The organism is Mesorhizobium sp. ES1-1, from assembly GCF_020164785.1.
Lineage (GTDB): Bacteria > Pseudomonadota > Alphaproteobacteria > Rhizobiales > Rhizobiaceae > Mesorhizobium.
In genome coordinates, this window is sequence record NZ_JAIUGX010000002.1 from 448,029 (window position 1) to 467,182 (window position 19,154).

General features: G+C 62.5%; 20 protein-coding genes. 10 read left to right on the forward strand and 10 right to left on the reverse strand.

Features of this window, described 5'->3' with window-relative positions; genetic code table 11:
* Positions 1–26 precede the first annotated feature (26 nt).
* On the reverse strand, positions 27–2,090 hold the full coding sequence (locus LB513_RS04935; RefSeq protein ID WP_318011170.1) for a putative bifunctional diguanylate cyclase/phosphodiesterase: 2,064 nt from the start codon (positions 2,088–2,090) through the stop codon (positions 27–29).
* 304 nt (positions 2,091–2,394) lie between these two features.
* On the opposite strand from LB513_RS04935, the gene LB513_RS04940 reads away from it, so the two are divergent.
* On the forward strand, positions 2,395–3,582 hold the full coding sequence (locus LB513_RS04940) for a glycine C-acetyltransferase (protein ID WP_224662345.1): 1,188 nt from the start codon (positions 2,395–2,397) through the stop codon (positions 3,580–3,582).
* 52 nt (positions 3,583–3,634) lie between these two features.
* Positions 3,635–4,669: an L-threonine 3-dehydrogenase gene (tdh, locus tag LB513_RS04945; protein WP_224662346.1), complete on the forward strand. Its 1,035-nt coding sequence runs from the start codon at positions 3,635–3,637 to the stop codon at positions 4,667–4,669.
* Between the two features lie 15 nt (positions 4,670–4,684).
* Here the strand turns inward: tdh and LB513_RS04950 are convergent, their stop codons facing one another.
* Genes LB513_RS04950 through LB513_RS04960 form a run of 3 tightly spaced genes read right to left on the reverse strand, consistent with a single transcriptional unit; the run spans position 4,685 to position 6,937 of the window.
* A complete protein-coding gene (locus LB513_RS04950) occupies positions 4,685–5,332 on the reverse strand; it encodes a CDP-alcohol phosphatidyltransferase family protein (protein ID WP_411962683.1) in 648 nt (215 codons plus the stop codon).
* Between the two features lie 4 nt (positions 5,333–5,336).
* Complete coding sequence (locus LB513_RS04955) at positions 5,337–6,287, reverse strand: phosphatidate cytidylyltransferase (protein WP_224662348.1); 951 nt, start codon at positions 6,285–6,287, stop codon at positions 5,337–5,339.
* Positions 6,284–6,937, reverse strand: a complete 654-nt coding sequence (locus LB513_RS04960) for a lysophospholipid acyltransferase family protein (RefSeq protein ID WP_224662349.1) — start codon at positions 6,935–6,937, stop codon at positions 6,284–6,286. Before LB513_RS04960 ends, LB513_RS04955 begins: the two co-directional genes overlap by 4 nt.
* Positions 6,938–7,207: 270 nt before the next feature.
* Between LB513_RS04960 and LB513_RS04965 the strand changes: the two genes are divergently transcribed.
* The 4 genes from LB513_RS04965 (at position 7,208) to LB513_RS04980 (ending at position 9,447) form a co-directional block, all read left to right on the forward strand.
* Positions 7,208–7,384 carry a hypothetical protein gene (locus LB513_RS04965; protein WP_224662350.1) on the forward strand — a complete coding sequence of 59 codons (177 nt, stop codon included), beginning with the start codon at positions 7,208–7,210 and terminating at the stop codon, positions 7,382–7,384.
* Complete coding sequence (locus LB513_RS04970) at positions 7,381–8,262, forward strand: MBL fold metallo-hydrolase (RefSeq protein ID WP_224662351.1); 882 nt, start codon at positions 7,381–7,383, stop codon at positions 8,260–8,262. Before LB513_RS04965 ends, LB513_RS04970 begins: the two co-directional genes overlap by 4 nt.
* Positions 8,263–8,336: 74 nt before the next feature.
* Positions 8,337–8,882: a hypothetical protein gene (locus LB513_RS04975; protein WP_224662352.1), complete on the forward strand. Its 546-nt coding sequence runs from the start codon at positions 8,337–8,339 to the stop codon at positions 8,880–8,882.
* 28 nt (positions 8,883–8,910) lie between these two features.
* A complete protein-coding gene (locus LB513_RS04980; RefSeq protein WP_224662353.1) occupies positions 8,911–9,447 on the forward strand; it encodes a DinB family protein in 537 nt (178 codons plus the stop codon).
* A 136-nt stretch (positions 9,448–9,583) separates the two neighbouring features.
* Here LB513_RS04980 and LB513_RS04985 read toward each other — a convergent pair whose 3' ends face one another.
* From LB513_RS04985 to aztA, 4 genes are all read right to left on the reverse strand, one after another.
* Positions 9,584–9,922, reverse strand: a complete 339-nt coding sequence (locus tag LB513_RS04985; RefSeq protein WP_224662354.1) for a TIGR01244 family sulfur transferase — start codon at positions 9,920–9,922, stop codon at positions 9,584–9,586.
* A gap of 116 nt (positions 9,923–10,038) precedes the next feature.
* Positions 10,039–10,980: a zinc ABC transporter substrate-binding protein AztC gene (gene aztC / locus LB513_RS04990; RefSeq protein ID WP_224662355.1), complete on the reverse strand. Its 942-nt coding sequence runs from the start codon at positions 10,978–10,980 to the stop codon at positions 10,039–10,041.
* A gap of 25 nt (positions 10,981–11,005) precedes the next feature.
* Positions 11,006–11,881, reverse strand: coding sequence for a zinc ABC transporter permease AztB (gene aztB / locus LB513_RS04995; RefSeq protein ID WP_224662356.1), 876 nt, complete (start codon positions 11,879–11,881; stop codon positions 11,006–11,008).
* Entirely contained in the window at positions 11,882–12,712 is an 831-nt protein-coding gene (gene aztA / locus LB513_RS05000) for a zinc ABC transporter ATP-binding protein AztA (protein ID WP_224662357.1), read from the reverse strand.
* A 223-nt stretch (positions 12,713–12,935) separates the two neighbouring features.
* On the opposite strand from aztA, the gene LB513_RS05005 reads away from it, so the two are divergent.
* Positions 12,936–13,280 carry a RidA family protein gene (locus tag LB513_RS05005; RefSeq protein WP_224662358.1) on the forward strand — a complete coding sequence of 115 codons (345 nt, stop codon included), beginning with the start codon at positions 12,936–12,938 and terminating at the stop codon, positions 13,278–13,280.
* A gap of 86 nt (positions 13,281–13,366) precedes the next feature.
* Here the strand turns inward: LB513_RS05005 and hutC are convergent, their stop codons facing one another.
* The gene (gene hutC / locus LB513_RS05010; RefSeq protein WP_224662359.1) at positions 13,367–14,107 is read right to left on the reverse strand and encodes a histidine utilization repressor; all 741 of its coding nucleotides are present in this window, start codon (positions 14,105–14,107) and stop codon (positions 13,367–13,369) included.
* A complete protein-coding gene (locus LB513_RS05015) occupies positions 14,104–15,456 on the reverse strand; it encodes a formimidoylglutamate deiminase (RefSeq protein ID WP_224662360.1) in 1,353 nt (450 codons plus the stop codon). Before LB513_RS05015 ends, hutC begins: the two co-directional genes overlap by 4 nt.
* A gap of 95 nt (positions 15,457–15,551) precedes the next feature.
* Between LB513_RS05015 and hutI the strand changes: the two genes are divergently transcribed.
* Genes hutI through hutG form a run of 3 tightly spaced genes read left to right on the forward strand, consistent with a single transcriptional unit; the run spans position 15,552 to position 19,140 of the window.
* The gene (gene hutI / locus LB513_RS05020) at positions 15,552–16,784 is read left to right on the forward strand and encodes an imidazolonepropionase (protein WP_224662361.1); all 1,233 of its coding nucleotides are present in this window, start codon (positions 15,552–15,554) and stop codon (positions 16,782–16,784) included.
* Positions 16,781–18,325 carry a histidine ammonia-lyase gene (gene hutH / locus LB513_RS05025; protein ID WP_224662362.1) on the forward strand — a complete coding sequence of 515 codons (1,545 nt, stop codon included), beginning with the start codon at positions 16,781–16,783 and terminating at the stop codon, positions 18,323–18,325. The genes hutI and hutH overlap by 4 nt, the downstream gene beginning before the upstream one ends.
* Positions 18,322–19,140, forward strand: coding sequence for an N-formylglutamate deformylase (gene hutG / locus LB513_RS05030; RefSeq protein WP_224662363.1), 819 nt, complete (start codon positions 18,322–18,324; stop codon positions 19,138–19,140). The genes hutH and hutG overlap by 4 nt, the downstream gene beginning before the upstream one ends.
* Positions 19,141–19,154 lie beyond the last annotated feature (14 nt).

Consider the following 19,154-nt stretch of genomic DNA (forward strand, 5'->3'; position numbering starts at 1 on the left):
TCGGTTCAACCTCGACGCTGCACAGCCTAAGCCACGTTGCCTTGCAACACGGTCAGCTTGTGTCTCCTCGGCATACGCAGCGTCAGCCATTCCAATGCCTGCTCGCGTGGCATTGGAAAGGCTATTGAATAGCCCTGCACCTGATCGCAGCCGATCAATTTCAGCGAGTCGAGCTCGGCCACCGTCTCGGCCCCTTCGGCGACGATCGATATGCCGAGACCGCGAGCCAGTTCGGTGATGGCCCGCACGATCTTGGAATTGTCACCGTTCTCGTTGATATTCTGGACAAAACGGCGATCGATCTTCAGCCGGTCGATTTCGTTCGGGTTGACGTGGCTGAGAGACGCATAGCCCGTGCCGAAATCATCAAGTTCCAGATGGACGCCCGCCGCCCGTATATGACGCAGCTTTGCGGCGATCCCCGTCTTCTCGTCGTCGAGGATGACGGATTCGACGATCTCGAGCGCCAATTTATGCGTCGGCAAGCCGGCCCTCTCCAGCGTCTCGAACAGGAACGTATCGAAATCGTGCTCGCGCAGTTCTGTGCCTGAAACGTTGACCGCAAGCCGCCCGAAAGCGATGCCGGCTTGGTGCCATTCCGCCGCCTCCTTGATCGCCTTGCGGATGACGATGCGGCCAACTTCAGGCATTAAGCCGCATTTCTCGGCGACCGGAATAAATTCGCCCGGCGAGATCATGCCGCGCTCGGCGTGGTTCCAGCGCACAAGCGCCTCGATGCCGCTGATTGTCCCGTCGGTCAGCGATACCTGCGGCTGGAAATAGACGTCGAACGTCTGCGCCGCGATGGCTATCCTGATGTCTTGTTCGAGCTGCTTGCGATAGTCGAGCTCGCGGCGCAACTCCTCCGAGAAGAACGAGAAATTGCCGCCTCCCGCCCGCTTGGCGGAGTAAAGCGCCAGATCGGCGTGAACGAGCAGGTCCTGCGCGTTGTCGGCATCGATGGGATAGACGGCGATGCCGGCGCTGGCCCCAGGGAGGATGGTCGCGCCCTGGAAGGTGATCGGCTCGTTGATCTGCGCCAATATGCGCCGGGCCAGCGTATTGATGTCGTCGGTGCCGCCGGCGCCGCCTAGGATCATGACGAACTCGTCGCCGCCAAGCCGCACGCACAGATCCGATGCGCGGCAGGAATCGCGCATGCGCTGCGCCGTGATCACCAGCACATAGTCGCCGGCGGCATGGCCGAGCGTGTCGTTGATCTGCTTGAACCGGTCGAGGTCGAGCTGGATAACGGCCAGACGTTCGCGGCGCCGGTGCGAACCCTTCAGCAACGTATCGAAATGATCGGTCAGGAAGGTGCGATTGTGCAGGCCGGTCAATCCATCATGGACCGCGATGAAGGCCATCGAATTGCGCGCGTCGATCAGCTCATGCGTCTTGCGCAGGATGGCGTTGGACATCGGCCGAAAGATGAACAGCGCCACCAGCACGATGACGCCGATGGTGGCGAAAAACAGCCTGCGGTGAAGCTTCATCAGGCTTTCCGACCGCTCATCGGCAAAGGCGTTGATGCGCTTCCCAAGCGCGGCGTAGCCCGACAATGTCGCGTTGGCGACGGACGCGTCGAGATAGACACGTTCTTGGCCGCCCTTGTAGCCGCCATTGGTGAGTTGCGCTTCAAATGCCGACGCCAAGCGTTCGCCATTGGCGATCAGCCCGACGGTGAAATAGTCGAGATGGAACGGTTTGCCGAAGAGCACGCTCTCCACCGACCTTGTGTCGAACCTGGCTTGCGAGTTGGGGTCGGCCCCGGTCTCCTTGAGGAGAAGATCGTAATTTGTCTCGAATTCGCTCGTCGCTTGCCGCAATGCGCCGACCAGCGCCGGCTGCTGGTCTCGCGCGGCCGCGCCCGTCGCGCTGGCGAGGAAGACGATGCGCTGTGACAACGTCTTTTGCGTGCTGACGATATCGAGCAAAGTGTGGTTGCTCTGTTGGGCGGCCATCGTGGCCTGAAGCAGGAGGAACGAGGCCATCACCATGACGGCGATGATCAGCAGTGCCATCCAGTATCCCGCCTTGATAACCAGTTTGAGCCTGCCCGAAATGGTATGCACTGGCTGTTGCGACATTTTCGGGGGCGGCCTTTTGCCAACGGATTCCTGTTGTTGCGACCATTGGCCAGCAATTGTTAACAGGTTTGGAAACCGATAACCGGCCTCTCGATGGATGCCGGGAAAGACCGCCAAATGGTTATCGCCAGCTTTCGCGCCGGCATTGTATTTGAGCGTTCGTCGACGGTAACCGCCAGCGCTCGTCGCTTGCAGACCGCATGGGGTTGGCGCCGGTGGCGTCAAGCCACCGATCCGGTCGCTTTTACGATGGATTTTTGGGGCCTGCGGGTCGACAGTTGGCCCAACCAAACGGGGCCCGAACATGACCACAGCATTCCTTTCTCACATCGACAACGAACTGGCGGGGCTCAAGTCAGCGGGGCTCTACAAGTCGGAGCGGGTGATCACCTCGACCCAGTCGGCCGAGATCGAGGTCGGCGGCCGCAAGGTGCTCAACTTCTGCGCCAACAACTATCTCGGCCTCGCAGACAGCGCCGAGCTGCGCGGTGCCGCAAAGCAGGCTCTCGACCGCTATGGTTACGGCATGGCCTCGGTACGCTTCATCTGCGGCACGCAGGAAGAACACAAGCAGCTTGAGGCCGCGATCTCCTCCTTCCTCGGGCTGGAGGACACAATCCTCTACGGCTCCTGCTTCGACGCCAATGGCGGCCTGTTCGAAACCCTGCTCGGCGAGGAGGATGCGATCATCTCCGACGCGCTCAACCACGCGTCGATCATCGACGGCGTGCGGCTGTCGAAGGCCAAGCGTTTCCGCTACGCCAACAACGACATGGCGGACCTGGAAGCACGGCTGAAGGAAGCACGAGACTGCCGCTTTCGTCTTATCGCAACCGATGGCGTGTTTTCGATGGACGGCATCATCGCCAATCTCCGCGGCGTCTGCGACCTGGCCGACAAATACGATGCCATGGTGATGGTCGACGACAGCCATGCCGTTGGCTTCGTCGGCAAGAATGGCCGCGGCTCGGCCGAACATTGCGGCGTCGAGGGCAGGGTGGATATCATCACCGGCACGCTTGGCAAGGCGCTGGGCGGTGCATCCGGCGGCTACACTTCGGGCAAGAGCCAGGTGGTCGACTGGTTGCGCCAGCGTTCGCGGCCGTACCTGTTTTCCAACACGCTGATGCCCGCGATCGCCGGTGCTTCGATCAAGGTATTCGACCTCGTTCGTCGTGGCGACGGCTTGCGCGAGCGCCTATATGACAACGCAGCGCGGTTCAGGTCCGAGATGGGCAAGCTCGGCTTTACGCTGGCCGGCGCCGATCACCCGATCATTCCGGTGATGCTGGGCGACGCGACGTTGGCGCAGGAAATGGCGGCGCGCATGCTGAAGCTCGGCATCTACGTCATCGGCTTTTCCTTCCCGGTCGTGCCGAAGGGCCAGGCCCGCATCCGCACGCAGATGTCGGCGGCCCATTCAAGGGCCGACATCGACCGCGCGGTGGATGCGTTCGCCACTGTCGGGAGGGAACTGGGCGTCATTTCCTGAGCGGCCGGCGTCGAAAAGCGATTCCCGATCAAGAGATTCAAGGGACAAGAGAATGTCGAACATGATGAAGGCGCTGGTCAAGGCCAAGGCCGAACCGGGCATTTGGATGGAAGAGGTGCCGGTGCCGGAGATCGGCCCCAACGACGTGCTGATCAAGGTGAAGAAGACCGCCATCTGCGGCACCGATGTCCACATCTACAATTGGGATCAGTGGGCGCAGAAGACAGTGCCGGTGCCGATGGTCACCGGTCATGAGTTCGTTGGCACGGTGGCCGATTTCGGCGCGGCGGTCACCGAATACAAGGTCGGCCAGCGCGTCTCTGGCGAAGGTCACATCGTTTGCGGCCACTGCCGCAACTGCCGCGCCGGTAGGGGACACCTGTGCCGCAACACGCTCGGTGTCGGCGTCAACCGGCCCGGTGCATTCGGTGAATATCTGGCGATCCCGCAGCACAATGTCGTGCCGATCCCGGACGATGTTCCAGACGAGATCGCCGCGATCTTCGACCCTCTCGGCAATGCCGTTCACACGGCATTGTCCTTTGATCTGGTCGGCGAGGATGTGCTGGTCACCGGCGCTGGTCCGATCGGCATCATGGGCGCATTGGTGGCGCAATGCGTGGGCGCAAGAAAAGTCGTCATTACCGACATCAACCCGGTCAGGCTGGAACTGGCGCGCAAGCTTGGGGTCCAGCATGTCGTCGACGCCTCGAAGGAAAAGCTGCGCGAAGTCATGCCGGCGCTCGGCATGACCGAGGGCTTCGATGTCGGCCTCGAAATGTCGGGCGCCGCACCTGCCTTCCGCGACATGATCGACACCATGAACAATGGCGGCAAGATCGCCATTCTGGGCATTGCGCCGACCGGCTTCGAGATCGACTGGAACAAGGTCATCTTCAAGATGCTGCATCTCAAGGGCATCTACGGGCGCGAGATGTTCGAGACCTGGTACAAGATGATCGCGCTGGTCCAAGGCCCGCTCGATGTCTCCGGCCTGATCACCCACCGCATAGGCATCGACGATTTCCAGACGGGCTTCGACGCGATGAGGAACGGCAGTTCCGGCAAGGTGGTGATGGATTGGTAAGCCATCGGAGCTTGGTCAGGACCGCTTGGCTTTCAGCCATCGCACCTGCTGCCAGCCGCGGCGAAGCGTGGTTGCGGCGGCGCCGATCGCGATAAGGGCCAGCCCGAGGATCAAGATCTCGTTACGACCGTTCCAGAGAAACTCCACCGACGACAGCAGCGCCGCGCCGGTCGCAACCGCCATGCGATGTGGTTTGGCCATCGGACCGGAGAAATCGCTCGGCGCTCCGTTCGCCCGCCCGAGTTCGCGAACATAGGCGGTAAGAACCGAAAAGCAGGCCGCCGCCCAGCCAAGGGCAGGCATGGCGATGCCATAGCCGATGCCGACCATGATGGCGATATCGGCGATCCTGTCGGGGAATTCGTTCCAGAAGGGCCCTTCGGCGGATGCCTTGCCGCCTTCGACGGCGACCATGCCGTCGAACAGGTTGCACAGCAGGCGAAGTTGGCAACCAAGCGCAGCACCCAGCAACAGCAGCAGCCGCATTGTGCCTTGGCTCTCCCCGCCAAGCCAGAAGGCGGCGCCCGCCAGGGCGCCGGCAAGCATGCTGGTCTGCGAAATCTGGTTGGGAGTCACCGAGAGTGTGGCGAGACGTCTGGCCGTCGCCTGGGCCCAGCGCGTGTCTCGGCTTGCAAGCGGTCTACGATCGCCCATGGTCATCAGTGCCTCATGCCGGCGACCAGAAATATCGCGTCAGGTGGAAGAAAATCGGAGCGGAGAAGACTACCGAATCCAGCCGATCGATGAGGCCGCCATGGCCGTCGATCAAATGACCCCAATCCTTCACACCACGGTCGCGCTTGATGGCGGACATCACAAGCCCACCGAAGAAACCCATCAGCGTGATCAGGAAGGCCATCGCGCCCGCCTGGAGCGGCGAGAACGGCGTGATCCACCACAGGCCGGCGCCGAAGAGGCTCGCGCTGGCGACGCCGCCGAGGAACCCTTCGAGGGTCTTGGACGGAGACAGCCTTGGAGCGATCTTGGTGCGCCCGACCATCTTTCCCCACACATATTGCAGCACATCGCTCAATTGCACGACGATAACAAGGAAAGCGATCAGCAGCACGTTGCGGCCTTCATATCCGGGAATGTGCAACGTCAGAAGCGCCGGCACATGCGAAGCGCAGAAGACGCAGATCATCAGCGCCCATTGCACTTCGGCGATCCGCACGAGGAAGTGCTGCGTGTCGCCTCTTACAGCCGAGATGATGGGCATGAGCAGGAAGGCGTAGACCGGGATGAAGACCGTGAAGATCTCATAATCCTCGATCCACAGCAGCACATATTGCACCGGCAGCACGACGAAAAACGCAGTGGCCAGCGCCCAATGGTCGGCACGCCGCGTGTTCGTCAGGGTCACGAATTCGCGAAGCGCGGCGAAGGAGCAAAAGGCGAAGAGGAGGAGGACGCCGATGGGCCCCGCCACGAAAGCGATGGCGATGAGGATCGCCATCACCCACCATGCATTGATGCGCGCGTTGAGGTTCTCGATGGCCGCATTGGTGCCATCGGGCGACAGACGCCGTTCCAGGACGTGGCCCACGAAGGAAGCCACGAGCAGGATCCCGCATACCCCCAGCACGAGGATCATCATGTCGAACTGGGTCGGGCTCATTCGTCAACCTTTTCGGCAGCGGCCTTTTTCGGCGCCAGCGCGAGCAGCGCTCCACGTGCGCGCTCGAGGAACATATCCTTGGCTTCGCCTTCGGCCAGGTGCATGGGCTCGCCGAACGTCACCGTGCAGATGAGCGGAATAGGCACGAATTCACCTTTCGGCATCACCCGGTTGAGATTTGCAATCCATACCGGCACCAACTCGAAGTCCGGGTGCGATGCCGCCAAGTGATACAGACCTGATTTGAATGGCTGCAGGGGCTCGTCGGACTGGTTGCGCGTGCCTTCCGGGAAGAGGATGAGCGAGGAGCCTTCCTTCATCGCGGTTCCCATGCTCTCGAAAGGATCGGCGGTGCGTCTGTCACGACTACGCTCGATAAGCACGGCGTTGAAGACATCGCGTCCGATGAAGCCCCTGAGCCTGGATTTCAGCCAGTAGTCGGCGCCGGCCACGGGGCGCACCCGACGACGCAGGCGAGGCGGCAGGACCGCCCAGATCAGGATGAAGTCGCCATGGCTGGAATGGTTGGCGAAGAAGATCGACCGACGGCGCGGCAGCCTGCCTTCATGCCAGAAAGGCCGGACGGCGGTGATGACGCGGGCAAACAACAGGACGATCACGGCCACCGGCTTCGCGATCAGCGACTTCATAAATTCCCCCCAATCATCCATGCTTCATCCAGCGGCGACATGCAGTGGCTGAAAATGTCACGTCAAACAAGCGGGATCGCCACATCGCGCCGGCACCGGCTAACATTCCGATGTATCCGTCACATGTCCCCGGCAAAGGCCGATGTTTCCAACCGGGTGTCGTTTCCAGAGGCGCCATGTCTTGGGGAAGCAAGTTTCGTCGGTGGCATTCAGCGTCGCCAGCAACGCCTGTCAGAATGCCTCGTCACGGCCAACATTTCGCGGTAGGCGTTGGACCTGAAACCGGGCAAACTAGACAACATCATGGCCTTCATGTTTGAGACCCGCTTCCTCCAAGTCATGACCTGCTTCGGCTCTGGACCAGACATCCAGAAGGAGAACCAAATTGGCGACCCTGCCGGCCTGGCGAAGCGTTTCGATGTCACATCGCAGGGCGACTGGTCGTGAGCGCCCAGTCAACGTCTGACCGGCTGGTGCTGCTGGGCTCGAAGGGCGGCCCGGCCCTGCGGCCGGGCGGGCCGTGGCCAAGCTCGTCGCTGCTTCAGATCGGTGGTAAAAGCATCGTCGTCGATTGCGGGCTTGGCGTCACACGCGGTCTGGTCGATGCAGGCATCAGCCTCAAGGAACTCGGCCTGATCTTCATCACACATCTCCATTCCGACCATGTGTTGGAACTTGGGCCACTGCTTCACACCGCCTGGACGGCTGGCCTGGCAACGCCGGTCAATGTTTTCGGTCCGCCCGGCACCGGCCGCTATTGGCGTCGTTTCTGCCAGGCGATGGAATTCGACATCGAAATACGAATCGCCGATGAGGGCCGGCCTGATATTCGCGACATGGTTTCGATCGACGAATTCGGCGAAGGCCATGTGGTCGAACTAGGCGGTCTGAAAGTGACGGCGCTGCGTGTCGACCATCCGCCGGTGGCCGACTGCTTTGCCCTGCGTTTCGAGCAAGACAGGAAAAGCGTGGTGTTCTCCGCCGACACCGCCTTCTTCCCGCCGCTCGCCGATTTCGCCGGAGGGGCCGATATCCTTGTCCACGAAGCCATGCTGGAACGAGGCATCGAACGGCTGGTCGCCAGGACCGGCAATGGAGCGCGGTTGCGGGAGCATCTTCTCGCCAGCCACAGTTTCGCCGAGGAAGCAGGCCGTATTGCCAGGGACGCCGGAGTAAAGAAGCTGGTGCTCAACCACCTCATTCCAGCCGATGATGATGATTTCTGCGAGAGTGACTGGATTGCTGCTGTCAGGAACACGTGGGCCGGCGACTTGACGATCGCTCGCGACGGCCTTGTTGTCGGGATTGGAAATGAGGACGGCTGACAGGTTGCAGAGCCCCGGGCGTTCGATCCGGGCAAACGCACCGACGTTGGACAATATGTTATCGGGAGCGGTCGGTGGCTGACCCCGAAGATGAATATTCGCAGACATATCTGGCGACCAGCGCGTTCTTGAACATTCTTTGCGTCGTTTTTATCCCCGCCGGGTTGTTTTTCGCACACGCCGCGCCGAGGACCAGGCAACTCGCCTTCGTCGCTTTCACCATGTTGTCGTTGGCGTGCTTTCTGTCTCTTGTTCGCAGTTTCCTCGGCGCGCGCCACTATCGGCTCGCCATGTTCGTCGCCGCCAGCTTCTTCGCCGTGGTCGCTATCAGCTGGCTCTGTATCTGGCCGGATGTCGCTGCCGCTTGGATAGAGCGACCGGTTCTTCCCCTGTTGAGGTCGATATTGAACTTCGAGAAGAGCCACCATAGCCGCAGCCTCGACAAGCTTCTCGGCTACGTCTTCATGGCTTGCATCGCCACTGCGTATCTGCTGCTGTCCCTGCCGATCATGATTGCAGGCGTTGCACGTCAAACGTGGTCGAAGAGCCGAGGCGCGTTCGCTGAGCGCATAAGCGAAGCCGGCAAGGCGTCGATACAGTTTCTACGTATTCTCCGTTGAGCGAGATCTTTCCGATGACAGCGCCGAAATGAACCTGCTGGATCACCTGCACCGCATGGCCGGCAACAATCTCTGGTCGAACGACCGGCTCTATCGTGCGGTCTTGGCGCTGAAGCCGGGTGAGTTCGACGCAGAGCGCACCAGCTTTTTCCCGTCGATCAAGGCGACGCTCAACCATATTCTGGCGGTCGACCATCTCTATCTCGATTTTCTCGAAGAGGGCGGCGTCGGCGCTGCGGCCCATGATGATTTTGTACCTTTCGACGAACCCCAGGCGCTGTTTGATGCTCAAGCGGCCGCCGATCGGCGGCTGGTCGCCTTCTGTGATGGCCTGTCGGAAGCCGATCTCGATCGCCGTGTCATCACCGACCGGCGCGAGGACGGCATGATCCCCGAAAAGATCGGCGACATCCTCGCTCATGTCTTCCTGCACGACATCCATCATCGCGGCCAGGTCCATGCCATGCTGTCCGGCACCTCTGTGGCACCGCCGCAACTGGACGAATTCCTCCTGGACTATGATGTGAAGCTGAGGAGGGAAGAGGTCGAACGGCTCGGGCTATGAGCGACCTGAAGCTCGGTACGCCTCATCGAAAACGCTATAGTAGCTTCTCGACGCAGTGTTCCTCCGCACGAATCCATACAGTGTCGGAAGACGGCGATCGTGCTGGGGACGTCGAAGGAAGCTCACCGCTACCGATTTAAGCTTTTGACTGCTGGATAAGCCCGTAAAGGTTGGTGCAGCGCGCGCCGGAACGGCAATAGGCGAACACCGGGCCTTCCAATTCCTCAAGGGCCTCGGCCTGGTCTTCGACATTCTCCGCGGTGATCTGTCCGCTGATCACCGGAATGTAGCGAAACGCCAACCCGGCGGCCTCGACCGCGGCCCTGAGCGTGTCCGCCGGGGGCTGGCCAGGCTGCTCGTCATCGGGCCGGTTGCAGATGACGCTCTTGAACCCGGCGTGCTTGATCGCGGCGATGTCCTCGGGCTGAATCTGGCCCGATACCGCATAGTCCGCGCTGATCTCACGATATTCCATGGCAGTCCTCGCAATCTGATTTGATCTGAGTCTTGCCACTCCCGGACGCAACCGGCAACTGCCATCTGACGTAATCCGGCCGGACTATGGCAGTTTCCGGCCGGATGAACGATGCATCAACTGCCGAGGATCGCGCCTTTGATCTGGGTGATGTTGTTACGCATCATGTCGATATAGGTCGCGGCCGGGCCGTCGGGCCGTGACAGCGCATCCGAATAGAGCGTTCCACCCACCTTGATGCCGGTCTCGCCGGCGATCTGTTCGATCAGGCGCGGGTTGGTGATGTTCTCGACGAAGATTGCCGCGGCCTTGTCCTGCTTCACCTGTTCGACCAGCCTTGCGACATCGGCTGCGGATGGCTCGGAATCGGTCGAGATGCCCTGCGGCGCCAGGAACGTCAGGCCGTATTCATGTTCGAAATAGCCGAACGCGTCGTGCGATGTGATGACGACGCGCTTTGCCTCCGGGATGGACTGGATCGCCGCTTTCACGTCGCCTTCCAGCGCATCGAGCTTCTTGATGTAGGCTGCCGCGTTGGTCTGGTAGGTGACACAGCCGTCGGACTCGGCTGCGCAGAACGCATCGGCAATATTGTTCACATAGATCCTGGCATTCGCGATCGATTGGAAGGCATGTGGATCGGTGACCGTCTTGACGCCGCCGGGACCTGCGCCCTCGGCCGCGTCGGCGTCGGCGAATTCCGGCTTGAAATCGATCGGCTTCACGCCTTTGGTCAGCGTTACGATCGAGGCGTTGGTGGCGCTGGCGTCGATTAATCTCTGCAGGAAACCTTCGAAATGCAGGCCGTTGACCAAGACGATGTCGGCCTTGGTCATGGCCACCGCGTCGGCCGGGCTTGGCTCATATACATGGGCGTCGCCATCCGGCCCGACGATGGTGGTCAAATCGATGCGGTTACCACCGACATTCCGGGCGAAGTCGCCAATCACCGTGAAGCTTGCGACCACCTTCAGCGGTGCGGCCAAGGCTGACGAAGTGCCGAAGCTCGTTAATGTTATAACGCTCATCGTTAGGGCGGCGACGGTGGATTTGAGCATGGGCGAGGGCTCCTCTGGGGTGGGATCAGGCCGTTCTGTGACGGTGATGGATGATGCGCGCGCGCAGGATGCCGCGCGTGCCCAACAGGATCGAGGCGAAGTAAACGACGCCGGCGGACAGGATGATGGCCGGGCCTGACGGCAGTGACGCGTGATAGGACAAAAGCAGCCCGGCAACGCAGGAGGCAAAGCCGATCAGCACGGCCAGAACGCACATCGGTTCGACACGAGCCGTCCAGAATCGCGCAGCTGCGGCTGGCAACATCATCAGGCCGACCGAAAGAAGCGTGCCGAGCGCCTGGAAGCCGCCGACCAGGTTGAGCACGACGAGGCCGAGGAAAATGAAGTGAACCGGACTGCCCAGCCGGCTGACGGAGCGCAAGAACAGGGGATCGAGGCATTCGGCGACCAGAGCGCGCCAGAAGATGGCGAGGCTGGCCAGTGTCACCACCACGATGCCGCCGATCAGGATCAGGGCTTCGTTGTTGAGCGCCAGCACGGTGCCGAAAAGCACATGCATGAGGTCGACGCTGGAGCCGCGGATCGACACCATGAGGACGCCGATAGCCAATGAAATCAGATAGAAGGCGGCCATCGAGGCGTCCTCGCGTTGGACGGTAAAGCGCGACACCGCGCCGGCGCCAAGCGCGACAATAATGCCGGCGAGCAGGCCGCCAATCGTCATCGGCAGGATCTCGAGCCCATAGAACAGGAAGCCGGCGGCCGCACCCGGCAGGATGGCATGCGCCATCGCGTCGCCCGAAAGGCTCATGCGTCTCAGCATCAGGAAGACGCCGATCGGGCAGGCGCCGAGGGACAGCATCAGCGAGCCGAACAGCGCCCGCTGCATGAAGCCGAAATCGGCAAAAGGCGCGATGAAAAGACCGTAGAGCATCTCCATTCAGGCGGCCCTCGGGCCGGCGCCATGGTGATGGTCGTAATCATGCCCATGAGGATGGTCGTGATGTATGTGATCGTGCGTCTCGCCATGAGCGTGCCCGTCCGGCTCACACCACGGCGCATTCTCTTCCCAGGCTTCGTGGAAGCGGCGCGCGCGCAACAGGTTTTCCGGCTTCAACGTTTCGCGCGTCTCGCCCCAGGCGACCGGCTGTCGGGCCAACAGCAGCGTCTCGGGAAAATTCTGGCGCACCAGCTCCAGGTCATGGACCACCACCAAGATGGTGCGCTCCTCGCCATGCCAGCGCTTGATGAGCGCGATCAGGTCGCCGACCGTCTTGGCGTCGACAGCGTTGAACGGCTCGTCGAGCAGGATAAGGTCGGCATCCTGCAGCAGGACGCGTGCAAACAAGGTGCGCTGCAACTGGCCGCCCGACAGTGTGTCGATCGGCCGCTTCTCGAAGCCGCCGAGGCCGACCGCCATCAATGCCTGACTGACGGACTCGCGATCTTCTTTGGTATGTCGCCCGAGCAGGCCGCGCCTTGGCCAGAGCCCAAGCGAGACTAGGTCGAGCACGCGGGCCGGAAACGAACGGTCCAGTTCCGATTGCTGCGGCAAGTAAGCCGCGCGCACGCCCGGCGCGCGGACAACTTCCCCGGCCATTGGCTTCAGCACTCCCACTATGCCCTTCATCAGCGTCGATTTGCCGGAGCCGTTCGCGCCGACCACCGCCGTCAGCGAACCTTTGCGGATCGTGCCATCAAGGTGATGGATGGCCGGATGGCTATTGTAGCCCAGAGTCAGGTCACGGAAGGTCAAGCAGGTCTGGGTCATGTCATCCCATGCCACGGCAAATCGGCTGGCAAGCAGCAACTCCTTCGCTATGTGATGTTATTACATTAGTCAACGGGACAGGGAGGCGAGAGCGCGGCTGCCGGGTCAATTTGGCGTGTATCCTTGCCATTCGCTGTTGGCACAAGGGGATTTCTCGGGCCGGCCTTGCCCGAAGCGGAGCGCGACTCTAAACAGGCGCCAACGAGAACAGAAAGGAACCCGCATGAGCATTCATCGCATCGATATCGGCCCGCGCATGAGCCAGATCGTCATCCACGGCAACACCGTTTATCTGGCCGGCCAGGTCGGCGAGCCGGGCGGCAACGTTGCCTCGCAGACACGCGACATCCTGAAGACGATAGACGAATTGCTGGCCAAGGCCGGGACCGACAAGACCAAGATCGTGCAGGCGATCATCTGGCTGGCCGACATGAGCACCTTCGCCGAGATGAACGCGGAATGGGACAAGTGGGTGCCGCAGGGCAACACACCGGCTCGCGCGACGGGCGAGGCCAAGCTCGCCACGCCGGACTATCTGGTTGAGATTATTATCACCGCCGCTATTTGAGCTCTTGCTCTCCGCTATAGCTCCGGGCGTTCGGCGTTCGAAAAGCCAAATCATTGGCTTTTCGCCAGCCTCAGGCTGGACACGCCTCACCCCTGCGACGGTCTGAACCTTGCCACCAGAGTGTGGCTTTCGGCGGCGTAGGTAAAGCGGACATGGGTGACCGGGCGTTCCGCGCCCCAGGTGCGGCGCTCGACCACAAGGCATGGCGCGCCGAGCTCGATATCGAGCGCCTGGGCTGTCCGGCTGTCCGCCGCCACCGCACGGATGCGGTGCTCGGCCTCGCTCCACGGCACGCGGCCGATCAGCCATGGGCCGGGCGCGATGTCGAGAAACTCTTCGCCGGCCGCTTCTGGGACCGCGGCCAGGTTGATCAGGCGCTGTTCGTGCGCGAAGGGCCGTTCGCCGGCGAAATGCCGACATTCCAGCGTCAACACCGGCCCGGCCTGTCCGAGTTCGAGCAGGGATAGGTCCGCGCCGTTGCTGCGCCGTCTGTGCCGGGCCACGCGTTCATAGCGATAGGCAAGTCCCAGGGCCTCGACCTCTACCCGGATGTCATGGATCTCGAGCACTGCGGCCTGCGATCGGGGCCGGCGGACAAAGCTGCCCGAGCGGCGTCGCCGTTCGATCAGCCCGGCCTTGGCCAGTTGCGACAGCGCCTTGTTCACTGTCATGCGCGAGCAATTGTACTGCTCGGTCAGTTCGTGCTCGAACGGAACGCGATGGCCCGGCGCCCAGGCGCCCGACATGATCTTTTCGCTGATGTCGGACAGAATTCGCGCGTGCAGCGAGCCAGCGACTTCCGGATCGGCAGTGGCGGCCACGCTCATGCCGACAGCGCCATCATCACAGTGCGGAAGCGCTCCGCGATGGCTTCGCGCCGCGCGTGCCGGCCGCCGCTGACCTGTTTCTCGCCATGCACCCAGACGCAGTCGACCTTGCTGCCATTGGCAAAGATCCAGGCGTCGAGGATCGCGTCGCCAGTCTTGCCTGCCAGCGACGGGCTATCGGCGTCGAGCGAGATGAGGTCGGCGGCTGCACCGACGGCGATCTTCGCGGCACCGGCGCCCAGCGCGGCACTGCCACCATCGAGCGCGGCATCGAATAGCGCGCGGCCGGTCGAGCCGCCAGCCACGGCCAGCACATTGCGGGCTCGATGCGCAAGGCGCTGCGAATATTCGAGTTGGCGCAACTCGTCGGGCAGGCCGACCAGCACATTGGAGTCCGAGCCGACACCAAAGCGGCCGCCATTCTCCCTGAACAGCCGTGCGGCGAAGGTGCCGTCGCCCAGATTGGCCTCGGTAATCGGGCACAGGCCGGCAATGGCCCCGCTCTTAGCCAAGCCGATCGTCTCGGCGTCCGTCATATGGGTGGCATGGATCAGGCACCAGCGCTGGTCGACATCGGCAGCATCCAGCAGAAATTCGACTGGGCGCGAGCCGGACCAGGCGACGCAGTCCTCGACTTCTTTCATCTGCTCGGCGACGTGGATGTGGATTGGCCCGCTTGGCGCCAAGGCAGCCACCTGCGCCAACTCCTCCGGCGTCACGGCCCGCAGACTGTGCGGGGCCACGCCGACCACGGCTTGATTCAATGCGCGAAGCGATTCGCCACACTTCTCAACAAGGCGTGAGAACCGACTCAAATTGTTGAGGAACCGCCGCTGGCCGCCATTCGGTTCGGCACCGCCGAAGGAGGAGTGCGCGTAGAACACCGGCAGCAGCGTCAGGCCGATACCCGTTTCGCTGGCCGCGGCCGCGATCCGTTCGGCCATCTCGGCCAGATTGGCGTAGGGTTGGCCATCACGGTCGTGGTGCAGATAGTGAAACTCGCCGACGCGCGAAAAGCCCGCCTCCAGCATTTCGACGTAGAGCTGCGCGGCAACCGCTTCGACCTGATCCGGCGTCATCGACAACGCGAAGCGATACATCACCTCGCGCCAGCTCCAGAAACTGTCGGCGGAAGGCCCGCGCAGTTCCGCAAGGCCCGCCATGCCGCGCTGGAAGGCATGGCTGTGCAAATTCGGCATGCCGGGCAGCAGGATGGAATGTCGCTCGTCGCCGGGCAGGGCGGTGGTGCGGGGCTGGACGTTGGTGATGCGGCCATCGGTGAAGGCGATCCGCACATTGGCGCTCCAGCCGTCGGGAAGCAGTGCCTGTTCAGCGAAAATATCGGCCACTATCCCTCCGTGTCTGGTCTCTTGCTCATGACGGCGCTTGCAGCGTGCCTTAATATGTATATACATAATAATTGCCGATTGAAACGGAAAAGACGATGGCCGCAGAGAGCACAAGCCGGGCAGGGGATCTTCGTCTATGGCGAAATGCGCGCCTTGCGACATTCGCCGAGCGGTCCACCGGGCTTGGTATGGTCGAACATGGCGCGGTGGCCGTCCGCGACGGGCGCATTGTCTTTGCCGGCGCCGAGTCGGAGCTGCCTTCGGCTCTTGCCCGAGGCGAGACGATCGATTGCGAGGGCCGCTGGATCACGCCCGGACTGATCGACTGCCACACACATCTGGTCCATGCCGGCAACCGTGCCAACGAGTTCGAGATGCGACTGGCGGGCGCAAGCTATGAAGAAGTCGCCCGGGCCGGCGGCGGCATCGTCTCCTCAGTCAAGTCGCTTCGCGCCGCCAGCGAGGACGAATTGGTGGTTCAATCGCTGCCGCGCCTCGACGCGCTGATCCGTGAAGGCGTCACCACGGTGGAAGTGAAGTCGGGCTATGGGCTCGACCTCGAAAACGAGAAGAAGTCGCTGCGGGCCGCACGGCGGCTGGGCGATGAGCGCCCGGTGACGATCCGTACCACCTTCCTGGGCGCCCATGCGCTGCCGCCTGAAGCCAAGGGGGACAAGGATGCATTCATCAACCTGGTCGCCCGGGAGATACTCCCGGCCATCGCGGCCGAAGGACTGGCCGACGCCGTCGACGGCTTTTGCGAGGGCTTGGCCTTCTCGCCCGCTCAGATCGCGCATGTCTTCGACGCCGCCAAGGCTGCCGGCCTGCCAGTCAAGCTTCATGCCGACCAATTGTCGAACCTCCACGGCGCGGAACTTGCCGCCCGCCATGGCGCGCTGTCGGCCGATCATCTTGAATATACCGACGAGGCGGGCGCTGCCGCAATGGCCAGGGCAGGAACCGTGGCGACGATCCTGCCCGGCGCCTATTACTTCATTCGCGAGACGAGGAAGCCGCCGATCGACCTCTTTCGCCAGCATGGCGTGAAGATGGCCCTCGCCACCGACAACAATCCCGGCACCTCGCCGCTAACCTCGCTGCTTCTCACCATGAATATGGCGGCGACCTTGTTCGGCTTGACCATCGATGAATGCCTTGCCGGCGTTACCCGCGAAGCCGCGCGCGCGCTCGGCATGCTGGCGCAAACCGGCACGCTGGAAGCGGGGAAATCCGCCGACCTTGCAATCTGGGACATCGAGCGCCCGGCCGAGCTCGTCTACCGCATGGGCTTCAACCCGTTGCACGCCCGCATCTGGAGAGGACAATGACCGAACTGACCCTGAAGCCCGGCAACGCGACGCTCGCGGATTGGCGCGCCATCTATCGGGGCGCCGTGCCCAGGCTGGACGATGCCTGCCGGCGAAAAATCAAGGCGAGTGCGGAGGCGGTCGCGCGGATCGTTGCCAAGGGTGAGCCGGTCTATGGCATCAATACCGGCTTTGGCAAATTGGCCAGCGTCCGCATCCCGGCCGAGGATCTGGAGACACTGCAACGCAACATCGTCTTGTCGCACGCCGCCGGTGTTGGCGAGCCGATGCCGGTCGGCGTCTGCAGGCTGATGATGGCGCTGAAGCTTGCGAGCCTTGCGCAGGGCGCGTCCGGCGTCAGGCCGCAGACCGTCGAGCTGCTGGAAGCCATGCTGGCCAACGACGTCATCCCGGTGGTGCCGGCGCAGGGTTCGGTTGGCGCTTCGGGCGATCTGGCACCGCTGTCGCACATGACCGCGGTGATGATCGGCGTCGGCGAATGCTTTACCCCGCATGGCCGTTTTCCGGCCAAGGTCGCCTTCGTCTCGCACGGGCTGGAGCCCGTTATACTAGGCGCCAAGGAAGGGCTGGCCCTGCTCAACGGCACGCAGTTTTCCACCGCCTATGCGCTCGCCGCCTTGTTCGACGCCGAAGTGCTTTTCCAGTCCGCCCTGGTCGCGGGCGCCTTGTCCACCGACGCGGCGAAGGGCTCCGACGCTCCGTTCGACCCCCGCATCCATCAGCTGAGAAAGCATCGCGGCCAGATCGAGACGGCGGACGCGCTGCGCGATCTGATGGCCGGCAGCGCCATACGCGAGTCGCACCGGGTCGGCGATGAGCGCGTGCAGGATCCCTATTGCCTGCGCTGTCAGCCACAGGTCATGGGCGCGGCTCTTACTGTGCTGCGCCAAGCCGCGGATACGCTTGGCACCGAGGCCAACGGCGTCACCGACAATCCGCTGATCTTCGCCGAGGACGACACCGCTCTGTCCGGTGGCAACTTCCACGCCGAACCGGTGGCTTTCGCCGCCGACATGATCGCGCTGGCAGTCTGCGAGATCGGCTCGCTGTCGGAACGGCGCATCGCCATGCTTGTCGATCCGGCGCTGTCAGGCATGCCGGCCTTCCTGACGCCGAAGCCGGGCCTGAATTCCGGGTTCATGATCCCGCAGGTGACCGCCGCTGCGCTGGTTTCCGAGAACAAGCAGAAAGCCTATCCCGCGAGCGTCGATTCGATCCCGACCTCGGCTAACCAGGAAGACCATGTTTCGATGGCCGCGCACGGGGCGCGCCGGCTGATCGGCATGGTCGAGAACGCAACGGCCGTCATCGGCATCGAACTGCTGGCTGCCGCGCAAGGCTGCGATTTCCACGCCCCTCTGTCATCGAGCAATGCACTGGAGGCGGTTCGGAGGCTGGTTCGCGCCGAGGTGCCGCGTCTCGACAATGACCGGCATTTCCACCCCGACATGGAAAAGGCGATCGCCATGGTGCGCAGCGGCGCCGCCATCGAAGCCGCTCGAGCCATCACCTTGCCATCGATTTCAGGAGCTGCATCATGATGGCAACACCCTGGCTTACGGTAACGCGCGGCAGCGCCCCGCTGTTGGTGTCGATCCCCCACACCGGCATCGACCTCGCCGGCCTCGAGAACCGGCTGGTGTCGCCTTGGCTCGGCCGCCGGGACTGCGACTGGTGGATCGACAAGCTCTATGATTTCGCCACCGATCTCGGTGCGACCGTGGTCCATACGGCGATCTCGCGCACCGTCATCGACGTCAACCGGGATCCTTCTGGCGCTTCGCTCTATCCCGGGCAGACCACTACGGGCCTGTGTCCAACAGAGACCTTCGACGGCGATCCGCTCTACCGGGAAGGTGAAGAACCCGGACCTTCGGAGGTAGACGAGCGCCGTGAAAAATACTTCATGCCCTATCATGCGGCCCTGCAGGCGGAGATCGCCAGGCTGCGTAGCTTGCACCAGAAGATCGTTCTCTACGACTGCCATTCGATCCGTTCGGTGATGCCGCGTCTGTTCGAGGGCACTCTGCCGGTATTCAATCTCGGTACAAATGACGGCAGCAGCACCGACCCGACCCTGCAGGCCTTGGTCGCCCAGATCATGGCCGAAACCGGAGAGAGCCACGTCGTCAACGGCCGCTTCAAGGGCGGCTGGATCACGCGCCATTTCGGCCAGCCTCAAAATGGCGTCCATGCGCTGCAGATGGAATTGTCGAACCGAGGTTACCTGCGCGAGCCCGAGGGCAAGGGCCAGCCCGACAACTGGCCGGTGCCCTACGATGCCGATTTCGCTGCGCCGATCCGCGCTACGCTGCGCAAAATCCTCAGCACCGCAACGTCATGGGCGCTCGGCTGAAATTCGATCCCTGT

Excerpts from the sequence above, each read along its gene's own strand:
- hutC (WP_224662359.1), bottom strand. The coding sequence starts at position 14,107 with ATGAGCGTGGCCGCCACTGCCGATCCGGAAGTCGCTGGCTCGCTGCAC.
- aztB (WP_224662356.1), bottom strand. The coding sequence starts at position 11,881 with ATGGAGATGCTCTACGGTCTTTTCATCGCGCCTTTTGCCGATTTCGGC.
- LB513_RS05005 (WP_224662358.1), top strand. The coding sequence starts at position 12,936 with ATGAGCATTCATCGCATCGATATCGGCCCGCGCATGAGCCAGATCGTC.
- aztA (WP_224662357.1), bottom strand. The coding sequence starts at position 12,712 with ATGACCCAGACCTGCTTGACCTTCCGTGACCTGACTCTGGGCTACAAT.
- hutI (WP_224662361.1), top strand. The coding sequence starts at position 15,552 with ATGGCCGCAGAGAGCACAAGCCGGGCAGGGGATCTTCGTCTATGGCGA.
- LB513_RS04940 (WP_224662345.1), top strand. The coding sequence starts at position 2,395 with ATGACCACAGCATTCCTTTCTCACATCGACAACGAACTGGCGGGGCTC.
- hutH (WP_224662362.1), top strand. The coding sequence starts at position 16,781 with ATGACCGAACTGACCCTGAAGCCCGGCAACGCGACGCTCGCGGATTGG.
- LB513_RS04980 (WP_224662353.1), top strand. The coding sequence starts at position 8,911 with ATGAACCTGCTGGATCACCTGCACCGCATGGCCGGCAACAATCTCTGG.
- LB513_RS04985 (WP_224662354.1), bottom strand. The coding sequence starts at position 9,922 with ATGGAATATCGTGAGATCAGCGCGGACTATGCGGTATCGGGCCAGATT.
- hutG (WP_224662363.1), top strand. The coding sequence starts at position 18,322 with ATGATGGCAACACCCTGGCTTACGGTAACGCGCGGCAGCGCCCCGCTG.
- LB513_RS04935 (WP_318011170.1), bottom strand. The coding sequence starts at position 2,090 with ATGTCGCAACAGCCAGTGCATACCATTTCGGGCAGGCTCAAACTGGTT.
- aztC (WP_224662355.1), bottom strand. The coding sequence starts at position 10,980 with ATGCTCAAATCCACCGTCGCCGCCCTAACGATGAGCGTTATAACATTA.
- LB513_RS04960 (WP_224662349.1), bottom strand. The coding sequence starts at position 6,937 with ATGAAGTCGCTGATCGCGAAGCCGGTGGCCGTGATCGTCCTGTTGTTT.
- LB513_RS04955 (WP_224662348.1), bottom strand. The coding sequence starts at position 6,287 with ATGAGCCCGACCCAGTTCGACATGATGATCCTCGTGCTGGGGGTATGC.
- tdh (WP_224662346.1), top strand. The coding sequence starts at position 3,635 with ATGTCGAACATGATGAAGGCGCTGGTCAAGGCCAAGGCCGAACCGGGC.